Below are 23743 nucleotides of genomic sequence, written 5' to 3'. Positions count from 1 at the left end.
GTCAGGCCGGCACCCGCTCCAACGCGGTCCGGAAGTCGGCCACCAGGTCGTCGGTGTCCTCGATGCCGGTGGAGACGCGGACCAGGCCCGCGCCGATCCCGGCGGCGGCGAGCTGGTCGGCGTCCACGATGCCGGCCCACATCGAGCGCGGGTGCACCACCAGCGTGCTGACGCTGCCGAGGCTGGCCGCCCGCTTGCCCAGGCGCAGCCCGGCCAGCAGCGCCGCCGCGCCGGCCCGCCCGGCCGCCAGCTCGACGCCGAGCACCCCACCGAAGCCGGTCATCTGCCGGCGGGCCAGCGCGTGCTGGGGGTGCGACGGCAGCCCCGGATAACGGACCCGGGCCACCGCCGGGTGGGCCTCCAGCGCCCCGGCCAGCGCGAGCGCGTTGGCGTTGTGCCGCTGCACCCGCAGCGCCAGCGTGCGCAGGCCGCGCAACAACAGCCAGGCGTCGACCGGGCCGAGCGTGGCGCCGGTGACGATCGCCGTGCGCCACACCCGCTCGATCAGCTCGGCGCCGCCGACCACCACCCCGGCGGACACGTCCGAGTGCCCGCCGAGGAACTTCGTGCCGCTGTGCCACACCAGGTCCGCCCCGGCGTCCAGCGGACGCTGGTTGACCGGGGTGGCGAACGTGTTGTCCACCACCACCAGCGCGCCGGCCGCGTGCGCGGTCGCCACCACGGCGGCCAGGTCGGTCAGCTCCAGCAGCGGGTTGCTCGGCGTCTCCACCAGCACCAGCCGGGTCTGCGGCCGCAGTGCCCGGGCGAACGCGTCCGTGTCGGTCTGGTCCACCTGCGTGCAGGTGACGCCGAAGCGGGCCAGCAGGCCGGTGGCCAGCGACGTGGTGCCGCCGTAGGTGCTGCGCTGCACCACCACGTGGTCGCCGGCGGCGAGCAGGGTCAGCGCGACGGTGCTGATCGCGCCCATCCCGGACGCGGTGACCAACCCGGTCTCCGCGCCCTCCAGCTCGGCGACCACGGCGGCCACCTGGGCGTGGTTGGGGTTGCCGTAGCGGGTGTAGAACGCGCTGCCCCGCGCCTCGGTGGCGATCTCGGTGAACCGCTCGTCGGACTCGGCGCTGAACGTCGCGCTCTGCACGATCGGCGGGGCCACCGACCCGCCCGGAACCAGGCCGTCGTCGCCGTGCACCGCGATCGTGCCGAACCCGGTCATCCGCGGGCCACCCGGTCGACCAACGCCCGGTAGCTGCCCAGCGCGGTGAACTCGGGCAGCGTCAGGTCACTGCCGTGGCGCTGTCGCAGCACGGTGACCAGACGCAGCGCGCGCAGCGAGTCGCCGCCCGCGGTGACGAAGTCGGTCGCCGGGTCACGCGGCGCGGCGCCGAGCACCTCCTGCCAGGCCGCCGCCACCCGGTCCGCCCACCGCTGCCGCGCGTCCCCGCCGGCCGCCGGGGACGCCACCGCCGGCAGGGGTGCGGCCGGGTCGGCGGCCAGCAGCCGGCGGAAGCCGTCGGCGAGCGCGTCCACCCGCTCGGCCGGCACGTGCCGGTGGTCGTACTGGATCATCAGCCCGAGGCGGCCGGCGTCCAGCTCGGCGTCGACGGCGAGGCTGAACGCCACGTCCACGGTGACGCCCCGGCTGTCCACGATGCGGCTGCCGGCACCGGCCGGCCGCGCCGGGAAGTGCGTCCAGTTGAAGAAGTGGTCGAAGCGCGGACCCGCGCCGCCGGCCCGGACGATCTCGGCCAGCGGGAAGCGGTGGTGACCCATCAGCTCCCGCTCGGCCCGCCACGCCTCGGCGGCCAGCTCGGCCACCGACCGGGTGCCCAACGCGACCCGCACCGGCAGCGTGTTGAGGAACAACCCGAGCGTGGCGTCGCTGCCCTCGCCCTCGGGTCGGCCGCCGACCACCAGGCCGCTGACCACGTCGTCCCGGCCGGCCAGCTCGCCGAGCAGGCGCAGGTGCAGGGCGAACAGCCAGGACTTGACCGGCACCCCGGCGTCCCGGGCCACCTCGGCGACCCGCTCGGTGGTGCCGGCCCGCAGCGGCACCCGCTGGGTGGTGGTGGTCCTCGGCTGCGCCCCGCCGACCAGCAACGGCGGCGCGGCGCCGGCGCCGTCGCGCCAGAACCGCCGGGTCGCCGGGTCCGCCAGGGCCGCCCGCTCGGCCGTCACGTACTCCCGGAACGGCAGACCTGGATCGGCGGCGGCCGGTGTGCCGGCCCGCTCCCGGTCGTACGCGCCGAGCAGGTCGGTGAGGAACAGGTGCAGGCTCCAGCCGTCGAGGACGGCGTGGTGCTCGGCGACCAGCAGCGTGAACGTGTCCCCGTCGGCGCGCAGCGCGTGCAGCCGCAGCAGCGGCGGCCGGGTGAGGTCGAACGGGCGCAGACGTTCCTCGGCGACCAGCGCGTCGATCCGGTCGCGGCGGGCCTGCGGGTCCAGGCCGGACAGGTCGGTCACCGGCAGGTCGACCGGTACCCGCTCGTGCACGAGTTGCAGCGGTTCGGCGTACGCGCCGAGCGCGAAGCCGGTGCGCAGCACCGGGTGGGCGTCGACCAGGACGGTCAGCGCGCGGCGCAGCGCCGCCGGATCCAGCGGCGCGGCCACCTCGTGCGCGGTGACGTTGTGGTAGACGGCGGGGTCACCGGTCAACTCGCCGTGGTAGACCATGCCGAGCTGGAGCGCGGTCATCGGATACGCGTCCACCAGCCCGTCCGGCAGCAGCTCCCGGTCGGCCACGCCGACGAGGGAGAACCGGTCGTCCCGGGCGGCCGGCCCGGCCGCGACGCCGTCCAGCGTGATCCGGCCGTGGGCGACCAGCTCCCGGATCGTCTGGTGCGTGAAGATGTCGTTGAGCTGGAACGACAATCCGCGCTTCTGCGCCGCGACCTGCATCTGGATGCTGCGGATGGAGTCGCCGCCGAGCGCGAAGAAGCTGTCGGTGACGCCGAACGAGGCCACGCCGAGCACCTCCCGCCACGCCTCGACCAGGATCTCCTCGGCCCGGTTGGCCGGGGCCGTCGCCGGGTCGTCGGCCGGCCGCTCCACCCGGGGCGCGGGCAGCGCCGCCCGGTCGAGCTTGCCGTTGCGGGTCAGCGGCAGCTCGTCGAGGACCACCACGGCGGCCGGCACCAGGTGCGCCGGCAGCCGCTGCGCGAGCCACTCCTGGACGGTGGGCGCCGGCCCGGCGTCGGCGGCGGGCGTCCCCTCCGACGCGGCGGCGTACTCGGGGCGGACCGCGTGCAGGGTGTGCCGGTCGGTGCCGGCGAGCAGGTCGTCCTGCCGGGTGACCACGGTGAACCCGCGCGCCTCCAGCAGTGCCACCAGCTCGGCCAGCCGGCCGGCGGTGGCGGTGCCGGGCGCGTCGTGCACCTCCATGGCGACCTGCGCGACCAGTGGCCAGTGCCGGTCGTCCAGCCCGGCGAGCACGTCCGCCTCGGCCCGCTGCACGTCGATCTTCAGCAGGTCGATCCGCTGCGGGGCCAGCTCGTCGAGCACGGCCGACAGCGGCCGGACCGGCACGGTCAGCTCCCGGCCGGCGAACCGCTCGGCGAGCAGCTCGTCGGCCCGGTCGAGCAGCACGTCCCGCTCACCGGCGCCGGCGTCGCGCTCGTTGGCCAGGTACCGCTTGATCACGCCGATCTCGGCGTCCGGGTCGGCGTACGCGGCGTGCCCGGACATCATCGAGTAGCCCGGGTAGTAGGTGAAGGAGACCTCCCCGGCGGCCCGGGACAGCCCGTGGGCGTGCACCGTGGCCGGCACGCCGAACTCGGCGACGTTGCGGCGCAACGCGTCGGCCACGGCCGGCACCGGCTCGAACGCGTGGATCGTCGCGTCCGGACAGACCTGGTGCACGAAGAGCGAGAACATGCCGATGTTCGCGCCCACGTCGAGCACCGTCGCGCCGGGGCGCAGCGTGATCCCGTCGCGCAGGTAGACCCGCTGGACGAAGATCTCGTCGTACAGGTAGCGGGTCTCGTGCGGGTTGATCCCGGTCACCCGCCCGAGGTCGAGCGGGGCGGACCCGGGCCGCGGCCGGACGTAGGCGACCAGTCGGTCGCCGTACCCGTCGTCGTCGCGGGCGACCACGGCGGCGTCGGCCACCTCCGGGTGGTCGCGCAGCACGGCGGCGACCTCGCCCGGCTCCACCCGGAAGCCGTGGATCTTCACCTGGTCGTCGAGCCGGCCCAGGTAGCGCAGCCGCCGCTCGGCGTCGAAGCGGACCCGGTCGCCGGTGCGGTACACCCGCTCGGTGCCGCCGGCGGGCAGCGGCAGCGCGACGAACCGGCGGGCGGTCGCCTCCGGGTCGCCCGGGTAGCCCTCGGCCAGTTGCGGACCGGCCACGCACAGCTCGCCGGCGACGCCGGGCGGGACCGGGCGCAGCCGCTCGTCCAGCACCCGGACCGAGACGCCGGGCAGCGGCCGGCCGATCGTCGGTGGCTCGTCCGCGTGGATCTCCGCGACGGTGGTGTCCACCGTGCACTCGGTGGGCCCGTACAGGTTGACCGCGCGCACGCCGGGCAGCGCCGCGACCGCCGTCCACAGGTCCTCGGGGACCGCCTCGCCGCCGAGCAGCAGCAGCCCGGGCAGCCGGCCGTCGCCCGCGCCGGCGAGCAGGATGCGCAGCTGGGAGGGGGTCAGGTCGAGCACGTCCACCCGGTGCTCGGCCAGGGCCGCGGCCAGCGCCGCGCCGTCGCGGCGCACGTCGTCGGGCACCAGGTGGAGGGAGCGGCCGTGGGCGAGCTGCACCAGCTGTTTCACCGAGGCGTCGAATGTCAGCGGCGCGTTCACCGCCACCCGCAGGCCCGGCGGGCTGCCCGCGTACACGGTCGCCTCCAGCGCGCCGGCCAGGTGCGCGGCGGCGGCGTGCGACACCCGCACCGGGCGGGGCGTGCCGGTGGAGCCGGAGGTGAAGATGACGTACGCCGGGTCGGTCGGGGCCGGCGCGGTGGCGGGCGCCGGGCCACCGGCGGCGACCAGCTCCTCGACGGACACCGTCGCCGGGCCGCCGACGCCCAGCACGCAGTCGGCGCCGACCGCGCGCAGCTGCGCGGTCAGACGCGGCGCCGGGGCGTCCGGGTCGAGCGGCACGAACACCGCGCCGGCGCGCAGCACGCCGAGGAACGCCACCACCGTGTCCCGGGAACGGGCGGCGAGCACGCCCACCGGCGCGCCGGCCAGGCCGCGCGCGGCCAGCGCCGCGGCCACCCGCGCGGCGCGGCGGTCCAGCTCCTCGACCGGGTACGCGCCGTCGGCCGCCGACACCGCCGTGGCGCCCCGGTCCATCCCGGCCAGGCCCGCGTCGATCAGGTCGACGAGGGTACGCCCCGGCGTCGCGCCCACCGTGCCGCCGGCCTCGGCCAGCCACCCGGCCTCCCCGGCGCCGAGCACGGCGAGCGGGGCGTCGCCGGCCAGCGCGGCCGGCAGGCTGCGCAGCACCGCCACGACCGAGTCGAGCAGCCACCGCCCCCCGGTCACCCGCAGTGTCACCTCGTCGCCGCCGGTGCGCACGGTGAGCCGCGGCCCGGCCGGCGCCGGCGGGACGGGCACGTCCGCCGACGTGCCGCCGAGACCGGCCACCACGGCCCGCGCGACGGCCGGTTCCAGCGCGAACCCGGCGACCGCTCCGGTGCTCTCGTCGACCGGGTCGACCAGGTGGAACGTCTCGTCGGCGACCGTCTCGGCGGCGCGCACGGCGGTCAACAGCGCGGCGGGTTCCGCCGGCAGCGGCAGCGCCAGTCGCAGCGGTCCGTAGCCGCCCAGTGGGCCGACCACGCCGGCGGTGCCCTCGGCGTGCCGGCCGTCGTGCCAGCGGGCCAGCACCAGGTCCGCCTCCTCGGCCCCGTCGGGCGCCTCGGCCCGCCGGGACACCGCGAGCGCCCAGGCGGCGAGCAGCACCGTGCCGACCGGCGTGTCCGCGACGCGGGCGACCTCGGCCAGCTCGGCGGCGGGCAGCGTCGCGGTGACCGTGGCGACCGGGTCGTCCCCGTGCGGCTCGACCAGCCGCGCGGCCGGCGCGCCCGGCGCGGCGGCCGGGGCCGCCTCCCGCTCCTCCACCTGCCACTCGGTGACGTCGAGGAACTGCAACGCCTCCTCGTCGGCCGGCGGCAGGTCACCGGCGTAGGCGCGGGCCAGGTCGGCCAGGACCAGGCGCAGGCCGGCCGGGTCGGCGATCAGCGGGGTGGCGGCCAGTTCCAACGCGTCGTCGGTGAGGGTGACCGACAGCTCGCCCTGCGCGCCGACCGTGACCGCGCGGTCGTCGTCCACGTCCTGCAACGGCACCCGCAGCCCGGGGTGGTGCACCAGGGTCAGCCGCAGCGCCTCGTGCCGGGCCACCACCGTGTCGACGGCGGCCTGCAACCGGGCCGGGTCGAGCGGCCGGTCCAGCTGGACCCGCGCCCGGACCAGGTCCTGCTTGCCGGACCAGGCCAGCCGCTGGACCGGGGACAGACGGTAACCGTTCACAGCACACTCCGGTTCACGTAGAGGTCGGACATGGCGACCAGGATCTGCCGGTCGCCGGTGAAGGGTTCCCGGCCGTGGGTGGCCAGGAAGTTGTCCACCACCAGCACGTCGCCGCGCCGCCAGGGCACGGAGAGGGCGTGCTGCCGGTACAGCTCGCGGATGCCGGTGACCACCTCGTCGGCGATCGGCTCGCCGTCGCCGTGGTAGGCGTTGCGGGGCAGCCCCTCCGGGCCGTACTCGCGCAGCAGCGCGCCGGCCACCTCGGGCGGCATGTTCGAGACGTGGAACAGGTGGGCGTGGTTGAACCACACCGTCTCCCCGGTACGCGGGTGCGTCGCCGTCGCCTGCCGGCGCGCCACGGTCCGCAGCCCGTCGGAGCCCAGCCAGGTGAACTCCGTCGCCGAGGCGGCGCAGTACGCCTCGACCTCCGCCCGGTCGGTGGTCTGGAACGCCTCCTGCCAGGGCAGGTCCAGGTGCGGCCCGTAGTTGCGCACGTAGCGGACGCCGTCGCGGCCGAACCGCTCCCGCACCTCGGCCGGGATCAGCGGGGTGATCACCCGTTCGGCGGCCAGCGGGGTCGCGCCGCCGTCGCCGGTGGCCGGCTGCGCGCAGTAGAAGAACAGGTGCGTCGGCCAGTTGTGCGAGTACGACATCTCGTGGTGCAGCGGGATCCACTGGGCGGCGTTGAACTCGGTCGAGGTGAACACCTTGTCCGCCACCTCGTGCCGGGGCGCGGCCCGCTCCAGGTAGCCCAGCAGCTCCGGGCCGATCTCGCGGGCCGCGCGCCCGAAGTCGTCGGCGCTGCGCACGTCGAACCCGCGGAAGAACACCGCCGCGTGCCGGTCCAGGTCGGCCAGCAGCTCGGCCCGCCGCCCGGCGAGCCAGCCGGCCAGGTCGAGGTCGGGCACGGCGGCCTCGACCAGCAGCACGAAGTCGTCAGCGCCGAGCGTGCGCCGGGTCACCGGCGCGGAGACGGTGCCACCGCTGCCGCGCCGGCGCGGCCCCGGGGCGCTCACGCGGCACCGTCCCGGGTGCGGCGCCCGACCAGCTCCGGGGCGGCGACCGGGTCGGACATCGCGGTGAGGATCCGCCGGGGCGGGGTGAACGGCTCCCGGGCGTGCGCGGCGAGCATGTTCTCCACCAGCAGCACGTCCCCCTGCCGCCACGCGAAGGAGCGGGTCTCCGCGGCGTACGCGGCGCGCAGCTCGGCCAGCACGTCGTCCGGCAGCGGCGTGCCGTCCCCGTACGCGGTCTGGTAGGGCAGGTCCTCCTCGGCCAGCGCGGCCCGCAGCCCGGCGCTGACGTCCTCGGGCAGCGACGTGACGTGGAAGAACAGCGCGTGGTTGAACCAGGTCCGCTCCCCGGTGACCGGGTGCCGGCGTACCGCCGGGCGGACCTGCCGGGTCCGCAGCTGTGTCTCGCCCACCCACTCCACGTCGATCAGGGCGCGGGCGCAGTACGCTTCCACCTCGGCGCGCGAGTCGGTCTGGAACGCGGTCTGCCAGCTCAGGCTGATCCCGGGCAGGTAGCTGCGCCGGTAGAGCACGCCACGGCGCTCGAACTCGGCGACCGTCTCCGGGCGCAGCCGGGCCAGCACCCGACGGCTGTCCGCCAGCGGCGTACGCCCACCGGCGGCCGGTTCGACCTCGCAGTGGAACACGATGCGCAGCGGCCAGGTGACCGTGTACGACTGTTCGTTGTGCAGCACGATCGGCTGGTCGGCCGGGTGCTCGGTGGAGGTGTAGACGCCCTCAGTGACCCGGCTGCGCGGCGAGGAACGCTCGCCGTAGGACAGCACGTCGCCGGAGAGCGCCGCCATCACGGTGCGGAAGTCGTCGGCGCCGGCCACGGCGAAGCCGCGGAACAGCACCGCGCCGGCGTGCCGGGCCAGCTCGTCGACGTCGGCGCGGTGCCCGGCCAGCCAGCCGGCCAGGTCGACGTCGGGGACGTTGGCGCGGACCAGGGCCGGCAGCGGGCCGCCGGGCCAGTCCGGCCGGACGTCCACCAGGTTCCGGTCCCGGCCGCGACGGGGGACGGGCCGTGCGACCCGGGTCTGATCGGTCATCTCTCACTCCCAGCGGTGTCGACGCAGTCGGCCAGACTGCGCCGGGGGTCGACGGCGGCGGCGCGCAGCAGCGCGGTGAGGCGGCGGTGCCACGTCGCCACCCCGTCGTGGTCGAACAGGTCGGTGCGGTAGGTCCAGAGCGCGTCCAGCCCGCCCCGGCGGTCGTCCAGCCAGAGCGTCAGGTCGAGGCGGGCCGCGTCGGGTGTCAGCTCCACGCCGGTGAACTCGCCGCCGACGGTGCTGCGGTGCCGGGCCGCCGGCGCGTTCTGCACCCCGAACGCGACCTGGACGAGCGGGTTGCGGTGCGGCCGGCGGGCCGGGTTCAGCCGTTCCACCAGCAGGTCGAACGGGACGTCCTGGCGGGCGGCGGCGAACAGGGTGACCCGCCGCGCCTCGGCGAGCAGGTCGGCGAACGAACGGTCGAGGGCCGGTCGCAGGCGCAGCGGCAGCGTGTTGACGTGGCAGCCCACGCTCTGCTCGGCGGCCACGCTGGTGCGTCCGGCGAAGGCGACGCCGACCAGCAGGTCGTCCCGGCCGGTGGCGGCGCCGAGCAGGGCGGCGAACGCGGTCAGCCCGACCATGTGCAGGCTGGCCCGGTGGGCGCGGGCCAGCTCGCGTACCGCCGTCGCGGTCGCCGGGTCCACTGTGGTCCGCAGCGCCCGACCGTCGAGCGGGGTCCCCGGACGCGTCGGGCGGCCTTCCCGCCGCGCCTTTAGGTCGAGCACCGTGGGGGCGCCGTGCAGCTCGCGCAGGAACTCGTCCACGGCCCGCCGTCCGGCCGGCCCGGCCAGCCAGGCGCGCTGCGCGGCGGCGACGGCGGCCGGTCCGGGCGCCGGCTCACCGGGTGGCGCGTCGGGGTCGTCGTAGGCCGACGCCAGGTCGCGGACCAGCACCCCGAACGACCAGTCGTCGGCGACGGCGTGGTGTACGACCAGCAGCACCGCCTCGGCCCGGCCGGCGGCGTCGGGCAGCAGGCACGCCCGCAGCAGCGGCCCCACCGCCAGGTCCACCGGGGTACGGGTGACCTGGGCGGCGAGCCGGGCGAGCCGGTCGTCGAGCGGGACGCCCGGGTCGGGCGGCGCGACGGTGAGGTCGGGTCGGGCGTCGGGCAGCACCACCTGCACCGGACCGTCCGGCCCGGCGGGCAGGACCGTGCGCAGCGCGGGATGTCGGTCGACCACCCGGTGCAGCGCCCGGGTCAGCCGCTCCGGGTCCAGCGGGGTGGCGAAGCGGACCGCGAACGCCAGCAGGTAGGACGTGTCGGCCGGGTCGAGCCGGTGCAGGAACCAGAACCGCCGCTGCGCGGGGGAGAGCGGCGCCGGCCCGCCACCGTCCGGCCCGCCGGTCGCCGTCACACCGTCGGCCGGGTCCGCGCCGCTGCCGTCGGGCGTATCCGTCGGGTGGGCGTCCGGGGTGGACGGCGCGTCGAGGTGGGCGGCGAGCGCGGCGAGCGTCGGGTGGGCGAAGAGGTCACCGGGGCGCACCGGGCGGCCGGTGGCGGCGGCCAGCCGGGTGGCGCAGCGGACCGCCAGCAGCGAGTCGCCGCCGAGCGCGAGGAAGTCGTCGTCCGGGCCGGTCACCGGCACCCCGAGCAGTTGCCGCCACACCGTCGCCACCGCGACGGCGGTCGGGCCGAGCGTCCCGTCGTCCGGACCGCTGCCGTCCGGGTCACCGCCGAGCGCCGGCGCGGGCAGGGCGGCCCGGTCGACCTTGCCGTTGGGCAGCGTGGGCAGCCGGTCCAGCCAGACCACGGCGGCCGGCACGAGCGGCCCCGGCAGCACCTCGGCCAGACGTGCCCGGACGTCGTCGCGCCGCTCGCCGACCAGGTAGCCGACCAGCAGCGGGTCCCCGCTCGGGCCGGGCCGGACGGCGGCGGTCGCCTCGCGTACGCCGGGCAGCGCGGCGAGCCGGGCGGCCACCTCGCCCAACTCGATCCGGTAGCCGCGCAGCTTCACCTGGTCGTCCAACCGGCCGAGGTAGGCCAGTTGCCCGTCCGGGCGCAGCCGGACCCGGTCCCCGGTGCGGTACATCCGCTCGCCCGGGCGGAACGGGTCCGGCCGAAACCGGGCCTCGGTCTCCGCCGGCCGGTCCAGGTAGCCCCGGGCCAACCCGGCGCCGGCCAGGTACAGCTCGCCCGCCTCGCCGGGCGGCAACGGTCGCCCGTCCGGGTCGAGCACGTACGCCCGGGTGCCCGGCAGCGGCCGGCCGATCGGCGGCTCCGTCTCGTCCGGCGGCACCTCGGCCCAGGTCGAGTACGTGGTGTCCTCGGACGGGCCGTAGAGGTTGCACAGCCGGCGGACGTGCGGACGGGCCCACACCCGGGCGGCCAGCGCGGCGGTCAGCGGCTCGCCGGCCAGGCAGACCGTACGCACACCCGGCGGCAGCGTCCCGGCGGTGAGCAGCTCGCCCATCGCCGCCGGCACGGTGTTGACCAGCGTCACCGGCAGCCGGTCCGCGCCGGGCGCGGCCAGCGCCAGCACGTCGTCGACCAGCACCACCCGGCCGCCCCAGGCCAGCGGGCCGAAGATCTCGAAGACGGACAGGTCGAAGCAGACCGAGGTGGCGGCGAGCATCCCGCCCAGCTCGGTGTCGTCGAAGGTCTGCCGGACCCAGTGCAGCAGCACCGCCGCCGAGCGGTGCTCGATGGCGACGCCCTTGGGTCGCCCGGTGGATCCGGAGGTGTAGATGACGTACGCCAGGTCCCCGGGCGTCACCGGCGTCGCCGGGTCGGTGCCGTCGCCGTCCGGGTCGAGCCGGTCGACGAGCACGGTCGGGCCGGTGAACCGGTCGGCCAGGTCGGCCCGGGTCAGCACCAGCCGGGCCCGGGAGTCGGCGGTCATGAACGCCACCCGGGCCGCCGGGTACGCCGGGTCCAGCGGCACATACGCGGCGCCGGCCTTGAGCACGGCCAGCAGCGCGACCACCAGTTCCGGTGTGCGCGGCAGACAGACGCCGACCCGGTCGCCGAGGCCGACGCCGCGCGCCAGCAGCACCCGGGCCAGCCGGTTCGCCGCCGCGTCGAGGTCGCGGTAGGAGAGCGTGGTGTCGCCGTGCCGGACCGCCTCCGCGTCCGGGGTCCGGGCCGCCTGGGCGGCGACCATCCGGTGCAGACAGTCCACGGTGGTGCCGCCGCCGGCCCGCCGGGTGGCGGTGCGGCGGGTCGGTCCGGCGGGCCGGGCGGGCGCGCTCACCGGGAACCACCCACGGCGGCGAGGCGACGGTCCGCCTCCTCCTGGATGCGGTCCTTGTCGGCGAGCACGACGCTGCCCGGGTCGTTGTCCGGCAACTCGTCCTCCAGCCGCCGGATCCGCCGGTACGCGATGCCGCCGGCGGCCAGCGCCAGCGCGCACAGGCCGGCCAGGATCGCGGCCAGGGCCATGCCGCGCCCCGGACCGGTGCCGACCAGCCCGGCGAGCGGGCCGTCCGGCCGGGCCAGCGGGGCGAGCACGTGCTCGGCCAGCGGGCCGGCGCTGAGGAAACCGGCCGGCACCATCAGCCAGGACAGCATCTGCGCCATGGCCAGCACCCGGCCCTGGAGTTCCAGGCCCACCTTGGCCTGCACGATCGCCAGCCAGTGCGTGTTCACCAGCGCGGTGGCCAGGCCCATGCCGAACAGCCCGAGGGCGGGGAACAGCGGGTCCGGCCGCAGCCCGACGGTGAGCAGCGAGACGCCGAGCAGCACGACGCTGGCCAGGATGCCGGTGGTCCGCCGGGCGGTGCCGCCCCAGACGCCCATCAGCACCGACCCGACCACCATGCCGACGCCGCTGGCGGCGAGCACCCGGCCGAGCACCGCCGGGTCGCCGAAGGAGAGCGTGAGCGGGGTGACCAGCACCTCGACCATGGCGAAGAAGTAGTTCAGCGACGCCACCAGGACGACCAGCGCGACCAGCCCGTGCCGGCGGACGATGAACCGCCAGCCGCCCAGCACCTCGCGGCGGAACGGCTCCTCCCGCCGGACGAAGAGCGTGTCGGGGAAGCGGACCGACAGCGTGACGGTCACCGCCACGACGAACGTGACCAGGTCGATCACCACGATGCCGCGCAGTCCGACGGCGAGGACCAGCGCACCGCCGACCAGCGGCGCCAGCACGGTGCTGGTGGCGGTGCCGAGCGAGACGATGCCGTTGGCCCGCCCGTAGTAGCGCTTGGGCACCAGCTGGGTGACGGCCGCCTGGTAGGCGGGTTGCTGGAAGGCGGTGGCCACGGCGGTGACGGTGATCGCGGTGAGGATGTGCCAGAGGCGCAACTGGCCGAACCAGAGCAGCAGCGCGAGACTCACCGTGCCGGTGGCGGCCAGGCAGTCGGCGAGGACCATGATTCTTCGGCGGTCCCACCGGTCGGCCAGCGCGCCGGCGATCGGGGAGAGCACCACGGCCGGCAGCAGCGCCAGCACGGTGGCGGTGGCGAACAGCGACACCGACCCGGTCCGCTGGTAGACCCACAGACCCATGCCGAACGCGGTCAGGCCGCTGCCGATCAGCGAGACCAGTTGACCGATCGCGACCAGGTAGAACACCGCCAGGCTGGGGGTCGCCGTCCGCCGCGCCGGGACGTCCGCCGGGGCCGGGGCGGTCCGGGCCGCCCGTGCCTCTGCAGGTACGGCGGCGGGCCGGGCCGCGTCCGCCGGCGCGGGTCCGGTGCTGGCGCCGTCCGGCGCGGCGGCGCAGTGCGTCAGGATGACGTCGGCCAGCTCGGCCGGCTGGTGCTTGGCGAAGTAGTGGCCGGCGCCCTCGATCACCGCCAGCGACACCCGGTCGGCAAAGAACTCCCACTCCAGGTAGCGCTCCTGGTAGAGCTCGGTGGCCCGGTCGCCGCTGCCGACCACGCAGACCAGCGGCGCGGACAGCTTGCGGGGCAGGCCCCGCGCGTAGACGTCGGTGTAGTAGTCCTCGCCCCGGGCCGAGTCGGCCAGGACCACCCGCATCACGAAGTCCTTCTCGGCGGAGTCGAAGACCTCGGTGAAGAAGCCCATCGCGCGCAGCGACTCCAGCGTCCGCCGCTTCGACGCCCACCGCTCCACCGGGAACCACCGGCGCAGCCAGCCGAACACCCGGCCGGGCAGCCGGGGGGCCGGGAAATGCGCGCCGATCACCACGCCGGTGACCTCGACGCCGGCCGCCTCCAGCCGGCGGGCCAGCTCGACCGCCTCGGCGCCGCCCACGCAGTGCCCGTACACGGCCACCGGGCCGGTGATCTGTCCGACCACCTCGGCCACGCAGCGGTCCACCAGCTCGCCCAGGTCGAGCATCGGCTCGTCCGGGCGGTTCAGGTCGTGCCCGGGGCGTTCCAGCGCGTACAGCGACACCCCGGCCGGCAGGGCGTCCGCGAGCGGCTGGAAGGTGATCGCGCTGCCGCCGCCGAACGGTACGCAGAGCAGCGTCAGCGTGGTCGGCGTGCCCGGCCGGGCCGGGGTCAGCTCGTGCAGCAGCCGGCCGGCCGAACCGCCGGTCTCGGCCAGGTGTGCGGTGAGCCCGCGGATGGTCGGGTGCCGGAACAGGTCGAGCACGCTGATCGCCGGGTCGGTGCCGGCCAGCGCCTTGATCGCGCGGAACGAGTCGCCGCCCAGGTCGAAGAAGTCGTCGTCGATGCCGACGCGCTCGTAGCCGAGCACCTCCGCCCAGCGCCGCGCCAGCGCCTCCCGCAGCGGCGTGTCCGGCGTGCCGGCGCCGACCTCGGCGCGCTCGCGGCGGGGCGCGGGCAGGGCCGACCGGTCGACCTTGCCGTTGGCGTTGAGCGGCATCCGGTCCAGCGGCACGAACGCCGACGGCACCATGTAGTCCGGCAGCCAGGTGCGCACGAACGCCCGCCACGGCGCCGGGTCGGCGGCGAAGTCGGCGGTCACCTCGCCGGAGGTGTCCGGCTCCGGCCCGCCGGTCAGGGTCAGGTACGCCACCACGGCCTTCTCGCCCGCGTCCTCGCGGACCACCACGGCCGCGTCGCGGACCGCGTCGTGCCGGCGCAGCACCGCCTCGATCTCGCCCAGCTCGATGCGGAACCCGCGCACCTTGACCTGCGAGTCGCCCCGGCCGAGGAACTCGATCCGCCCGTCGGCCAGCCGGCGGCCGAGGTCGCCGGTGCGGTAGAGCCGCCCGTCGCCGTGCGGGTCGGGCACGAAGCGCTGTGCGGTGAGCGTCGGGTCGTCGTGGTAGCCGCGGGCCAGCCCCGGCCCGCCCAGGTAGATCTCGCCCGGCACGCCGACCGGCACCGGAGCGAGCCGCGCGTCGAGCACGAGCGCCCGCATGTTGCCGATCGGACGACCGATCGTGGGCCGGGTCTCGTCCGGCGTGATCCGGTCCATGGTGGCCCACACGGCGGCCTCGGTCGGCCCGTACAGGTTCCACAGCGCCTCGACCCGCTCGGCGAGCTGCCGGGCCAGCGGCGCGGGCACCGCCTCGCCGCCGCAGACGGCGGTCAGCCCGGGCGTGCCGGTCCACCCCGACTCGATCAGCAGTCGCCAGGTCGTGGGCGTGCCCTGGGCCAGCGTGACGCCCTCGGTGGCGAGCAGCGCGGCGAGGCGGGCCGCGTCGTAGGCGACGTCCCGGTCGACCAGCAGCATCCGGGCGCCGACCACCAGCGGCAGGAACAGCTCCGGTACGGACATGTCGAAGGCGAAGCTGGCCATCGCCAGCATGGTGCCGTCGCGGGTCAGGCCGGGCCGCTCGCGCATCGCGGCGAGCGTGTTGACCACGGCGCCGTGGGTCACCCGGACGCCCTTGGGCCGGCCGGTCGAGCCGGAGGTGTAGATCAGGTATGCCAGGTGGTCCGGCCCGGCCGTCACCGGGGGAGCGGTGTCCGGCCCGTCGGCCGTGCCGGCGGTCACCACCGCGCCGGCGAAGCCGGCGAACCGGTCGGTCAGGGCCGCGTCGGTGACCAGCACCGTGGCGCCGCTGTGGGTCAGCACGTACCGCTGCCGCTCCACCGGATACTCCGGATCGACCGGGACGTACGCGCCGCCCGCCTTCAGCACGCCCAGCAGCGCGACCGGCAGCTCGGCCGAGCGGGGCAGGCAGACCGCGACCGGCACGTCCGGCCCGACGCCGGCCCGGCGCAGCCGGTGCGCGAGCCGGTTGGCCCGGGCGTCCAGCGCGGCGTAGCTGAGCGTGGTCCCGCCGAAGGTCACGGCCGGCCGGTCCGGGTTCGTGGCCACCTGGTGCGCGAACAGGTCGACCAGGGTCGGCACCCGGTCCGGCGCGGCGTCCCACGCCGCCGGCGCGGCGGTGTCGTTCCATTCGGCGAACCGGGCCAGCTCGGCGCCGGTCAGCACCGGCAGTTCCGCCAGCCGGGCGCCCGGGTCGGCGACCGCCGCGGCGAGCAGCGTGTCCAGGTGGCCGATCATCCGCTCGGCGGTGCTCGCGTCGAAGAGCGCGGTGTTGTACTCCAGCCGGAACCGCAGCCCCTCGGCCACCTCGTACGCGTACAGCGCCAGGTCCTGCTGGGCGATCCCGGGCTCCACCGCGAACGGGGTCATCCGCACCCCGGCCGCGTCCACGTCCCGCTGCTCGGGCACGTTGAGCAGGTTGAACATCACCTGGAACAGCGGGTTGCGGCTCAGGTCCCGGGGCGCGTCGACCAGGTCCACCAGCCGCTCGAACGGCACCTCCTGGTGGTCGTACGCGCCCAGCGCGGTGCGCCGGACCTGCCGGAGCAGCTCGGTGAAGGTCCACTCGCCGTCGAGCACGGTGCGCAGCGGCAGCATGGTGACGAAGAAGCCGACCATCGGCTCCAGCTCGGCCCGGACCCGGCCGGCGACCGGCATGCCGACGCAGACGTCGCGCTGGCCGGTCCAGCGCCACAGCACCGCCTTGAACGCGGCGAGCAGCGTCATCGCCAGCGTGGCGCCGTGCTCCTGGCTGAACCGGCGGAGCCGGTCGGCGGTCTCCCGGGGCAGGACCAGCGTGCGGACCGCGCCGTCGAACGTCTGCACCGGCGGGCGGGGCCGGTCGGTGGGCAGCTCCAGCACGGCGGCCACCCCGTCGAGCTGCGCGCGCCAGTACCGCAGGTCCGCGCTGTCCGGGTCGGCCAGCCGGTCGCGTTGCCAGCGCGCGTAGTCGCCGTACTGGACGGCCAGCTCGGGGAGCGGGTCGGGCCGTCCCGCGCGGGCGGCGGCGTAACCGGCGGCCACCTCCCGGGCCACCACGCCCAGCGACCAGCCGTCGGAGACCGCGTGGTGCATGGTCAGCGACAGCACGTGCTTCTCGTCGGCGACCCGCAGCAGCACGGCCCGGAACAGCGGGCCGGTGGCCAGGTCGAACGGTCGCCGCACGTCGGCGGCGAGGGCGGCGTGCACCCAGCGGGGCACCGCCTCGGCCACGGCCGGCTCGACGATGCTGACGGGCGCGGGCGCGTCCGGTTCCGCCGGGGCCTCGACGACCGGCAGCTCCACCGGCCCGGCCGGCAGCACCCGCTGCACCGGGTCGCCGTCCGGCCCGATCGGGAACACGGTCCGCAGCGCCTCGTGCCGGCGCACCAGCCCGGCCAGCGCCGTGCGCAGCGCGTCCCGGTCGAGCACGCCCTCCAGCAGCAGCGTGGTGCCGACGGTGTAGGCGTTCTGCGCGTACGCCTGGTCGAGGAACCACAGCCGGTGCTGCCCGGAGGAGAGCGGCGCGGGTCCGGCGTCCGGATCGGCGCGGGGGATGCGCGCGAGCGCCGTCGCCGCCGGGGCGACCGGCGCCGGTGGCGTTGCCGCGCCACCGGCTCCGGTCGCGGACCCGGCCGCGGCGCCGTCCCCGGTGGGCGCGGAGGTCGCGGGGGCCGTGCCGGCGGGCAACGCCGCGGCGAGACCGGCGACGGTGGGTCGGGCGAAGACCGTCTCCAGCGGCACCGCGACGCCGAGGCGGTCCCGCAGCCGCACCACCACCTGGGTGGCGAGCAGCGAGTGCCCGCCCAGCGCGAAGAAGTCGTCGTGCGCGCCGACCGGCCGGATGCCGAGCAGGTCGGACCAGATCTCCGCCACGCACTCCTGCGCGGGCGTGGCCGGCGGGACGTACGCGGTGCCCAGCTCCGGCCGGTTGCCGGTGTCCAGCGGCGCGGGCGCCGGGGCGTCGACCGGCGTCGCGAGCGGCGTCGGGGCGACCGCGCCGGGCCGGGGCGCCGGCGCGATCCAGTAGCGGTGCCGCTCGAACGGGTAGCCGGGCAACGGCAGCCGCCGGTCCCCGTCGCCGGCGAACCGTTCCAGGTCGACCGGCACCCCGGTCAGCCAGAGCCGGCCCACCGCGTCGAGCAGCGTGTCGACGTCGTCGGCCTCGGCGCGGGGGTGCCGCATCATCGCCACCGCCCGCGCCGGCCGCAGCCCGGCCAGCCGGACCAGGCCGCCGAGGGCGTGCCCGGGCCCCACCTCGGCCACCGTCGCGTCCTGCTCGGCGAGGAACGCGGCCGACGCGGCGAAGCGGACCGGCTCGCGCAGGTGCCGTACCCAGTAGGCCGGGTCGGTGACCAGCCCCGGAGTGACCGGATCGCCGGTCAGGTTGCTCAGGTAGGGGCGCTCGGGTTCGGCGTACCGGACCCGGGCGGCGTGCGCGGCGAACTCGTCGAGCACCGGGTCGAGCAGCGCCGAGTGGTAGCCGCGGGCCACCCGCAGCGGGCGGCAGACGACACCGTCGGCGGTGAGCCGCTCCCGCACCCGGCCGACCGCCGCCGGGTCGCCGGAGACCACGCACAGCTGCGGGGCGTTCACCGCGGCCAGCGACACGCCCTCGTCGAGCAGCGCGGTCACCGCCGACTCGGGCAGCGCGACCGCGAGCATCGCGCCGACCGGCGTGCGGTCCACCAGCTCGCCGCGGATCCGCACCAGGCGCAGCGCGTCGTCCAGGGAGAACACCCCGGCGAGGCAGGCGGCCACGTACTCGCCGAGGCTGTGACCGACCATCACGTCCGGCGTGACGCCGCGCGCCAGCAGCGTCCGGGCCAGCGCGTAGCCGGTCACGAACAGCGCGGGTTGCACCAGGCGGGGGCGGGCCAGCAGTTCCTCCGCCGCCGCGTGCCCGCCCGGCTCCGGGCACAGCACGGCCCGCAGGTCCCGGGCCAGGTCGCCGCCGAGCAGCTCGGCGCACTCGTCCACCACGGCCCGGTAGGTCGGCTCGGCCCGGTGGAGCCCGGCGCCCATCGCCACGTGCTGGGCGCCGTGCCCGGGGAAGGCGAACGCCAGCGTCCGCCGGCCACCCGGGTGGACGCCGGTGAGGCGGCGCTGCGGGGCGTCGAGCGCGGCCACCGCGTCGGCGCGGTCCGCCGCGACCACGTACCGGCGGTGGGGCATCGCCGCCCGGCGGCCCAGCGCCGCCGCGACGTCCGCGAGCACCAACCGGGGGTGGGCGTCGAGGTGGTCGCGCAGCTGCCGGGTGGCGCTCTCCAGCGCGGCCGGGGTACGCGCCGACAGCGTCAGCAGCCGGGGCCCCGGCGCGGGCGGGGCCGGCGGCGCGACCGGCGGTGCCGGCGGCTCCTCCAGCACCACGTGCGCGTTGGTGCCGCCCATGCCGAAGGAGCTGACCCCGGCCCGGCGCGGACCGTCGCCGGGCCACGGCCGGGCCGTGCCGTCGAGCCGGAAGGGGCCGGACGCGAAGTCGATGCCCGGGTGGGGACGCTCCACGTTGATCGTCGGCGGCAGCGTCCGCGTCCACAGCGCCATCACCGTCTTGATCAGACCGGCCACCCCGGCCGCCGCGTCGGTGTGGCCGATGTTCGCCTTGACCGAGCCGAGCGCGCAGAAGCCGCGCTCGTCGGTGCCGCGCCGGAACGCCTCGGTCAGCGCGGCCACCTCGATCGGGTCGCCGAGCGTGGTGCCGGTGCCGTGCGCCTCCACGTAACCCACCGAACGCGGGTCCACCCGGGCGGCGGCCAGCGCGCTGCTGATCACCTCGACCTGCCCGGCGACGCCCGGCGCGGTGTAGCCGGTGCGGCGGGCCCCGTCGTTGTTGATCGCCGAGCCGCGGATCACCGCGTAGACCGTGTCGCCGGCGGCCACCGCGTCGGCCAGCCGCTTGAGCACCACCACGCCCACGCCGCTGGACTCGATGCTGCCGCGCGCGTCGGCGCTGAACGGCCGGCAGTGCCCGTCGGGGGAGTAGATGCCCCCGTCGTGGTGCAGGTAGCCGCGTCGCTGGGCCGGGAAGACGCTGACGCCGCCGGCCAGGACCACGTCCGACTCGCCGGCCAGCAGGCTCTGCCGGCCCAGGTGCACGGCCACCAGCGAGGTGGAGCAGGCGGTGGCCACGGTGACCGCCGGACCGGTCAGGTCGAGCTGGTAGGCGACGCGGCTGAGCAGGAAGTCCTTGTCGTTGCCGAGGGAGATCTGGTGCTCGCTGAGCGCGCCGGTCAGCTCCTTCCGGCCGTTGAGGTGGTCGAGCAGGTAGGAGCTGCGGCCCGAGCCGGCGAACAGGCCGACCCGGCCGGGGTGGCGGGACGGGTCGTGCCCGGCGTGTTCCAGGGCGTGCCAGGCGCACTCCAGCAGCAGCCGGTGCTGCGGGTCGAGCGTCTCCGCCTCCCGGGGCGTGAAGCCGAAGAACGCCGCGTCGAACTCGTCGATGCCGGGCAGGTGGGTGCCGGCGCGCACGTAGGCCGGGTCGTCGATCCGGGCCGGGTCCGCGCCGTCGGCGAGCATCTCCTCGACGGTGAACTCGCGGACCGACTCCACCCCGTCGCGGATGTTGGCCCAGAACTCGTCGACCGTGCGCGCCCCCGGGAACCGGCAGGCCATGCCGACGACGGCGACCAGCGCCTCCGCCGGGCCGGCGGCCACCGTGGCCCCGGCGCGCGGCGGGGCCTGCGGCGCGGGTTCCGGCTCCGTCCCGGTCGTCGTCACCGAGACCAGGTACGCGGCCAGCGACTCGACGGTGGGGTGGCGGAACAGGTCGGTGGCGGTGAGCACGTCACCGAGCCGGGCGCGCAGCCGGTCGAGCACGGCCAGCAGCCGCATCGAGTGCCCGCCGAGGTCGAAGAAGCTGTCCCGGACGCCGACCTCGTCGACGCCGAGCACCTCTCGCCACACCTCGGCGACCAGCCGTTCCAGGCGTACCCGGTCGCCGTCCCACCGGACGGGCGGGACCGGCTCGACGGGCCCGGTCCGGGCGGTGGCCGCCGGTTGCGGGGACGTGGGCGCGGTGGTCGCCGCCGGGCCGGGCGCGGGCAGCGCGTCGACGTCCACCTTGCCGTTGCCGGTCAGCGGCAGCGCGTCGAGCCGGACGAACGCGTCCGGCACCAGCCAGGACGGCAGCTCGGCGGCGAGCGCGGCCCGCAGGTCGGCCGGATCGGTCCCGTCGCCGCCGGCCAGGTACGCGACCAGCCGGGGGTCGGCCGGGTCGTCGTGGCGCAGGTGGACGGTCACGTCGACGTCCGGCCGGTGCCGCCGGACGGCCGCCTCGATCTCGCCGCACTCGACCCGGTAGCCGCGCACCTTGACCTGCCGGTCGGTGCGGCCCAGGTATTCCAGGACGCCGTCCGGTCGGCGGCGGACCAGGTCGCCGGTGCGGTACAGCCGCGCGCCCGGCGTCCCGGCGAAGGGGTCGGGAAGGAACCGCTCGGCCGTGACGTCCGGCTGGCCGAGGTAGCCGCGCGCCACCCCGGCGCCGCCCACGTACAGCTCGCCGGCCACGCCCACCGGCGCCGGGTTGCCCCACGGGTCGAGCACGTGCAGCGCGGTGTTGGCGATCGGCCGGCCGATCGGCACCGAACCGTCAGCGGGCGTGCCCGGCTCCACCTCGTACGCGGCGCAGCCGACCACGGTCTCGGTCGGGCCGTACTCGTTGACCAGCGCGGTCTCCGGCGCGTGCCGCCGCCACGGCGCCACCTGGTCGGCGCGCAGGTTCTCGCCGCCGATCACGAAGCACCGGGTCCGCCCGGCCAGCTCGTCCGGGCGCAGCTGGTGCGTGACCAGCTCCAACTGGGCCGGAGTGATCTTGACCAGGCCGAACGGCGTCGCGGTGTCGCGCAGCGCCTCGCCCAGCGCCGCCGGGCCGAGGTGCTCGCCGATCATCCGGACCGTGGCGCCGGCGGCCAGCGGCACCAGCAGGCTGGTCACGGTCAGGTCGAACCCGACCGAGGAGTGCAGCGGCACGACGTCGCCCGGCCGCAGCCGGTACGCCTGCGCGGCCCAGCGCACGTAGTTCGCCACGCCCCGGTGGGTGACCATCACGCCTTTGGGGCGGCCGGTCGACCCGGAGGTGTGGATGACGTACGCCAGCTCGTCGGCCGACGGCGTGGGCCGGCGACGCGCCCGCCGTCGTGGTCCGCCGCCGCGCGCCGGCCCGGCCTCCGTCGCCGGCGCTTCCGGCCCCGGCACCAGCAGCGCCCGGTCCCCGGGTACGAGGTGTGCCAGCTCGGCGCAGGTGAGCACCACCGGAGCGGCGGTGTCCCCGATCAGATGGCGCAGCCGGGCGGGCGGGTTGGCCGGGTCCAGCGGCACGTAGGCGGCGCCGGCCCGCAGCACCGCCAGCACCGCCACGGTGAACGGCGCCGCGCGCGGCAGCAGCACCCCGACCAGGGAGCCGACGCCCACGCCCCGGCCGCGCAGCGTCTCCGCCAGCGACTCGGCCCGGTCGTGCAGCTCCCGGTAGCTCAGCGCGCCCTCGCCGTCGGTCACCGCCACCCCGTCGGGGGTGCGCCGGGCCTGCTCCTCGATCAGCGTGTGGACCAGCTCGTCCGGCTCGTCCGGCGTGGCGGTGCGGTTCCACTCGTCGACCAGCCGGCGGTGCTCCTCGGCGGTGAGCATCGCGGCCGAGCCGACCGGCGCCCCCGGGTCGGCGAGCAGCGACGCCAGCAGCGTCTGGAAGTGCCCGGCGAGTCGGGCCATCGCGTCGTCGTCGAACAGCTCGGTGCGGTACTCCAGCACGGTCCGCAGACCCTGTTCGTTCTCCCGGACCGCCACGGTGAGGTCGAACTTCGCGGTGGCGGGCGGCACCTCCACGGCGCTGACCTCGAGACCGTCCAGGCGGGGCGGGGCCGCCTCCCGGCCGTGGACGAACATCACCTGGAACAGCGGGCTGAAGCCGGCCCGTCGGGGCGGGCGCAGCGTCTCCACCACCGTGGAGAAGGGAAGCTCCTCCCGGCTCAGCGCGTCCAGCACGGCGGTGCGCACCCGCTCCAGCAGCGTGGCGAAGGACGGGTCGTCGTCCAGCCGGGCGCGGATCGCCACGGTGTTGAGCAGCAGGCCGACGAGCTGCCGGGTCTCCGGGCCGCGCCGGCCGGCCACCGGCGTGCCGACCACCACGTCGCGCTCGCCGGTCCACCGGGCCAGCAGCACGTGCAGCACGGCCAGCAACACCATGTACGGCGACACCCGCGCCTGCCGGCAGAACGCGGCCAGCGCCTCGGCCGGTACGTCCAGCGGCACGCTCAGCGTGGCGCCGGCGTCGGACGGCACCGCCGGGCGTGGCCCCCGGGTGGGCAGGTCCAGCGCCGCCGGGGCGCCGGCGAGCTGCCCGCGCCAGTAGTCGAGATGCTCGGCCGCCTCCGCCCCGGCGAGCCAGTCCCGCTGCCGCAGCGCGTGGTCGCGGCAGTCGTGCGTGACCGGGTCGAGCCCGGCCGGCACCCCGGCGCGGTGTGCGGCGTAGAGCCGTTCCCACTCCTCGTGGAGGATGCCCAGCGACCACTCGTCGACGGCGACGTGGTGGATCGTCAGCAGGAGCACGTGCTCCTCCGGCGCGCACCGCAGCAGGTCGGCCCGGAGCACCGGTCCGCGTACCGGGTCGAGCGGGTCGCGCGCGGCGGCCCGGAGCCGGGCCTGGACCTCCCGGTCGCGTTGCCAGCTCGGCAGCCCGCTGAGGTCGTGCACCCGCAGCAGCCCGGGGCGCGGCGCGTGCACCACCTGGACGACCCGGGTCGGATCGTCGTCGCCCGGCCCGGTCGGCTGTCCGGCGTGCGCCTGCGGTCGGGCGAGCGTGGTGCGCAGCGCCGCGTGCCGGGCCACCAGGTCGTCGAGCGCGGCGGACAGGGCCGCCACGTCGAGCGGGCCGTGCAGCCGGTAGGCCAGCGGCACCAGGTAGGCGGCCGAGCCCGGGTCGAGTCGGTCCAACTGCCACATCTGGCGCTGGGCGGCCGTGGCCGGCGCGGGCCGGTCGGAGTCGGGCCGTGCCGGTGGGGCGGGCACCGGTCGCCGGGTCCGCAGGACGTCCGTCATCGCCTCCGCCTTCGTCGCTGCCCGGCCGTGAGGTGGCCGCGTCCGGGCGCGGGCAGCCGCCGCGCCGGACCGTGCGGTCAGCCGGATGGTGGGAAAAGATCAGGATTCCTCGATGGGAACCTCGCCCATCATGTCACCGTCGA

General features: G+C 76.6%; 6 protein-coding genes. All 6 read right to left on the bottom strand.

All coding sequences use genetic code 11. The features are described from left to right. Position 1 precedes the first annotated feature (1 nt). From CO540_RS09625 to CO540_RS09600, 6 genes are read right to left on the bottom strand one after another with little or no spacing between them, the layout of a single operon-like run. On the bottom strand, positions 2–1174 hold the full coding sequence (locus tag CO540_RS09625; RefSeq protein WP_099161772.1) for a PLP-dependent aspartate aminotransferase family protein: 1173 nt from the start codon (positions 1172–1174) through the stop codon (positions 2–4). After that, the gene (locus CO540_RS09620; RefSeq protein ID WP_099161771.1) at positions 1171–6426 is read right to left on the bottom strand and encodes a non-ribosomal peptide synthetase; all 5256 of its coding nucleotides are present in this window, start codon (positions 6424–6426) and stop codon (positions 1171–1173) included. Before CO540_RS09620 ends, CO540_RS09625 begins: the two co-directional genes overlap by 4 nt. After that, complete coding sequence (locus tag CO540_RS09615) at positions 6423–7442, bottom strand: TauD/TfdA family dioxygenase (RefSeq protein WP_098745567.1); 1020 nt, start codon at positions 7440–7442, stop codon at positions 6423–6425. The genes CO540_RS09620 and CO540_RS09615 overlap by 4 nt, the downstream gene beginning before the upstream one ends. Further along, positions 7439–8491: a TauD/TfdA family dioxygenase gene (locus tag CO540_RS09610; protein WP_099161770.1), complete on the bottom strand. Its 1053-nt coding sequence runs from the start codon at positions 8489–8491 to the stop codon at positions 7439–7441. Before CO540_RS09610 ends, CO540_RS09615 begins: the two co-directional genes overlap by 4 nt. Further along, on the bottom strand, positions 8488–11682 hold the full coding sequence (locus tag CO540_RS09605) for a non-ribosomal peptide synthetase (protein WP_099161769.1): 3195 nt from the start codon (positions 11680–11682) through the stop codon (positions 8488–8490). Before CO540_RS09605 ends, CO540_RS09610 begins: the two co-directional genes overlap by 4 nt. Next, the gene (locus tag CO540_RS09600) at positions 11679–23600 is read right to left on the bottom strand and encodes a hybrid non-ribosomal peptide synthetase/type I polyketide synthase (RefSeq protein WP_099161768.1); all 11922 of its coding nucleotides are present in this window, start codon (positions 23598–23600) and stop codon (positions 11679–11681) included. Before CO540_RS09600 ends, CO540_RS09605 begins: the two co-directional genes overlap by 4 nt. Positions 23601–23743 lie beyond the last annotated feature (143 nt).

The organism is Micromonospora sp. WMMA2032, from assembly GCF_002688545.1.
Lineage (GTDB): Bacteria > Actinomycetota > Actinomycetes > Mycobacteriales > Micromonosporaceae > Micromonospora > Micromonospora sediminicola.
This window is presented reverse-complemented; position numbering and strand designations above follow the sequence as displayed.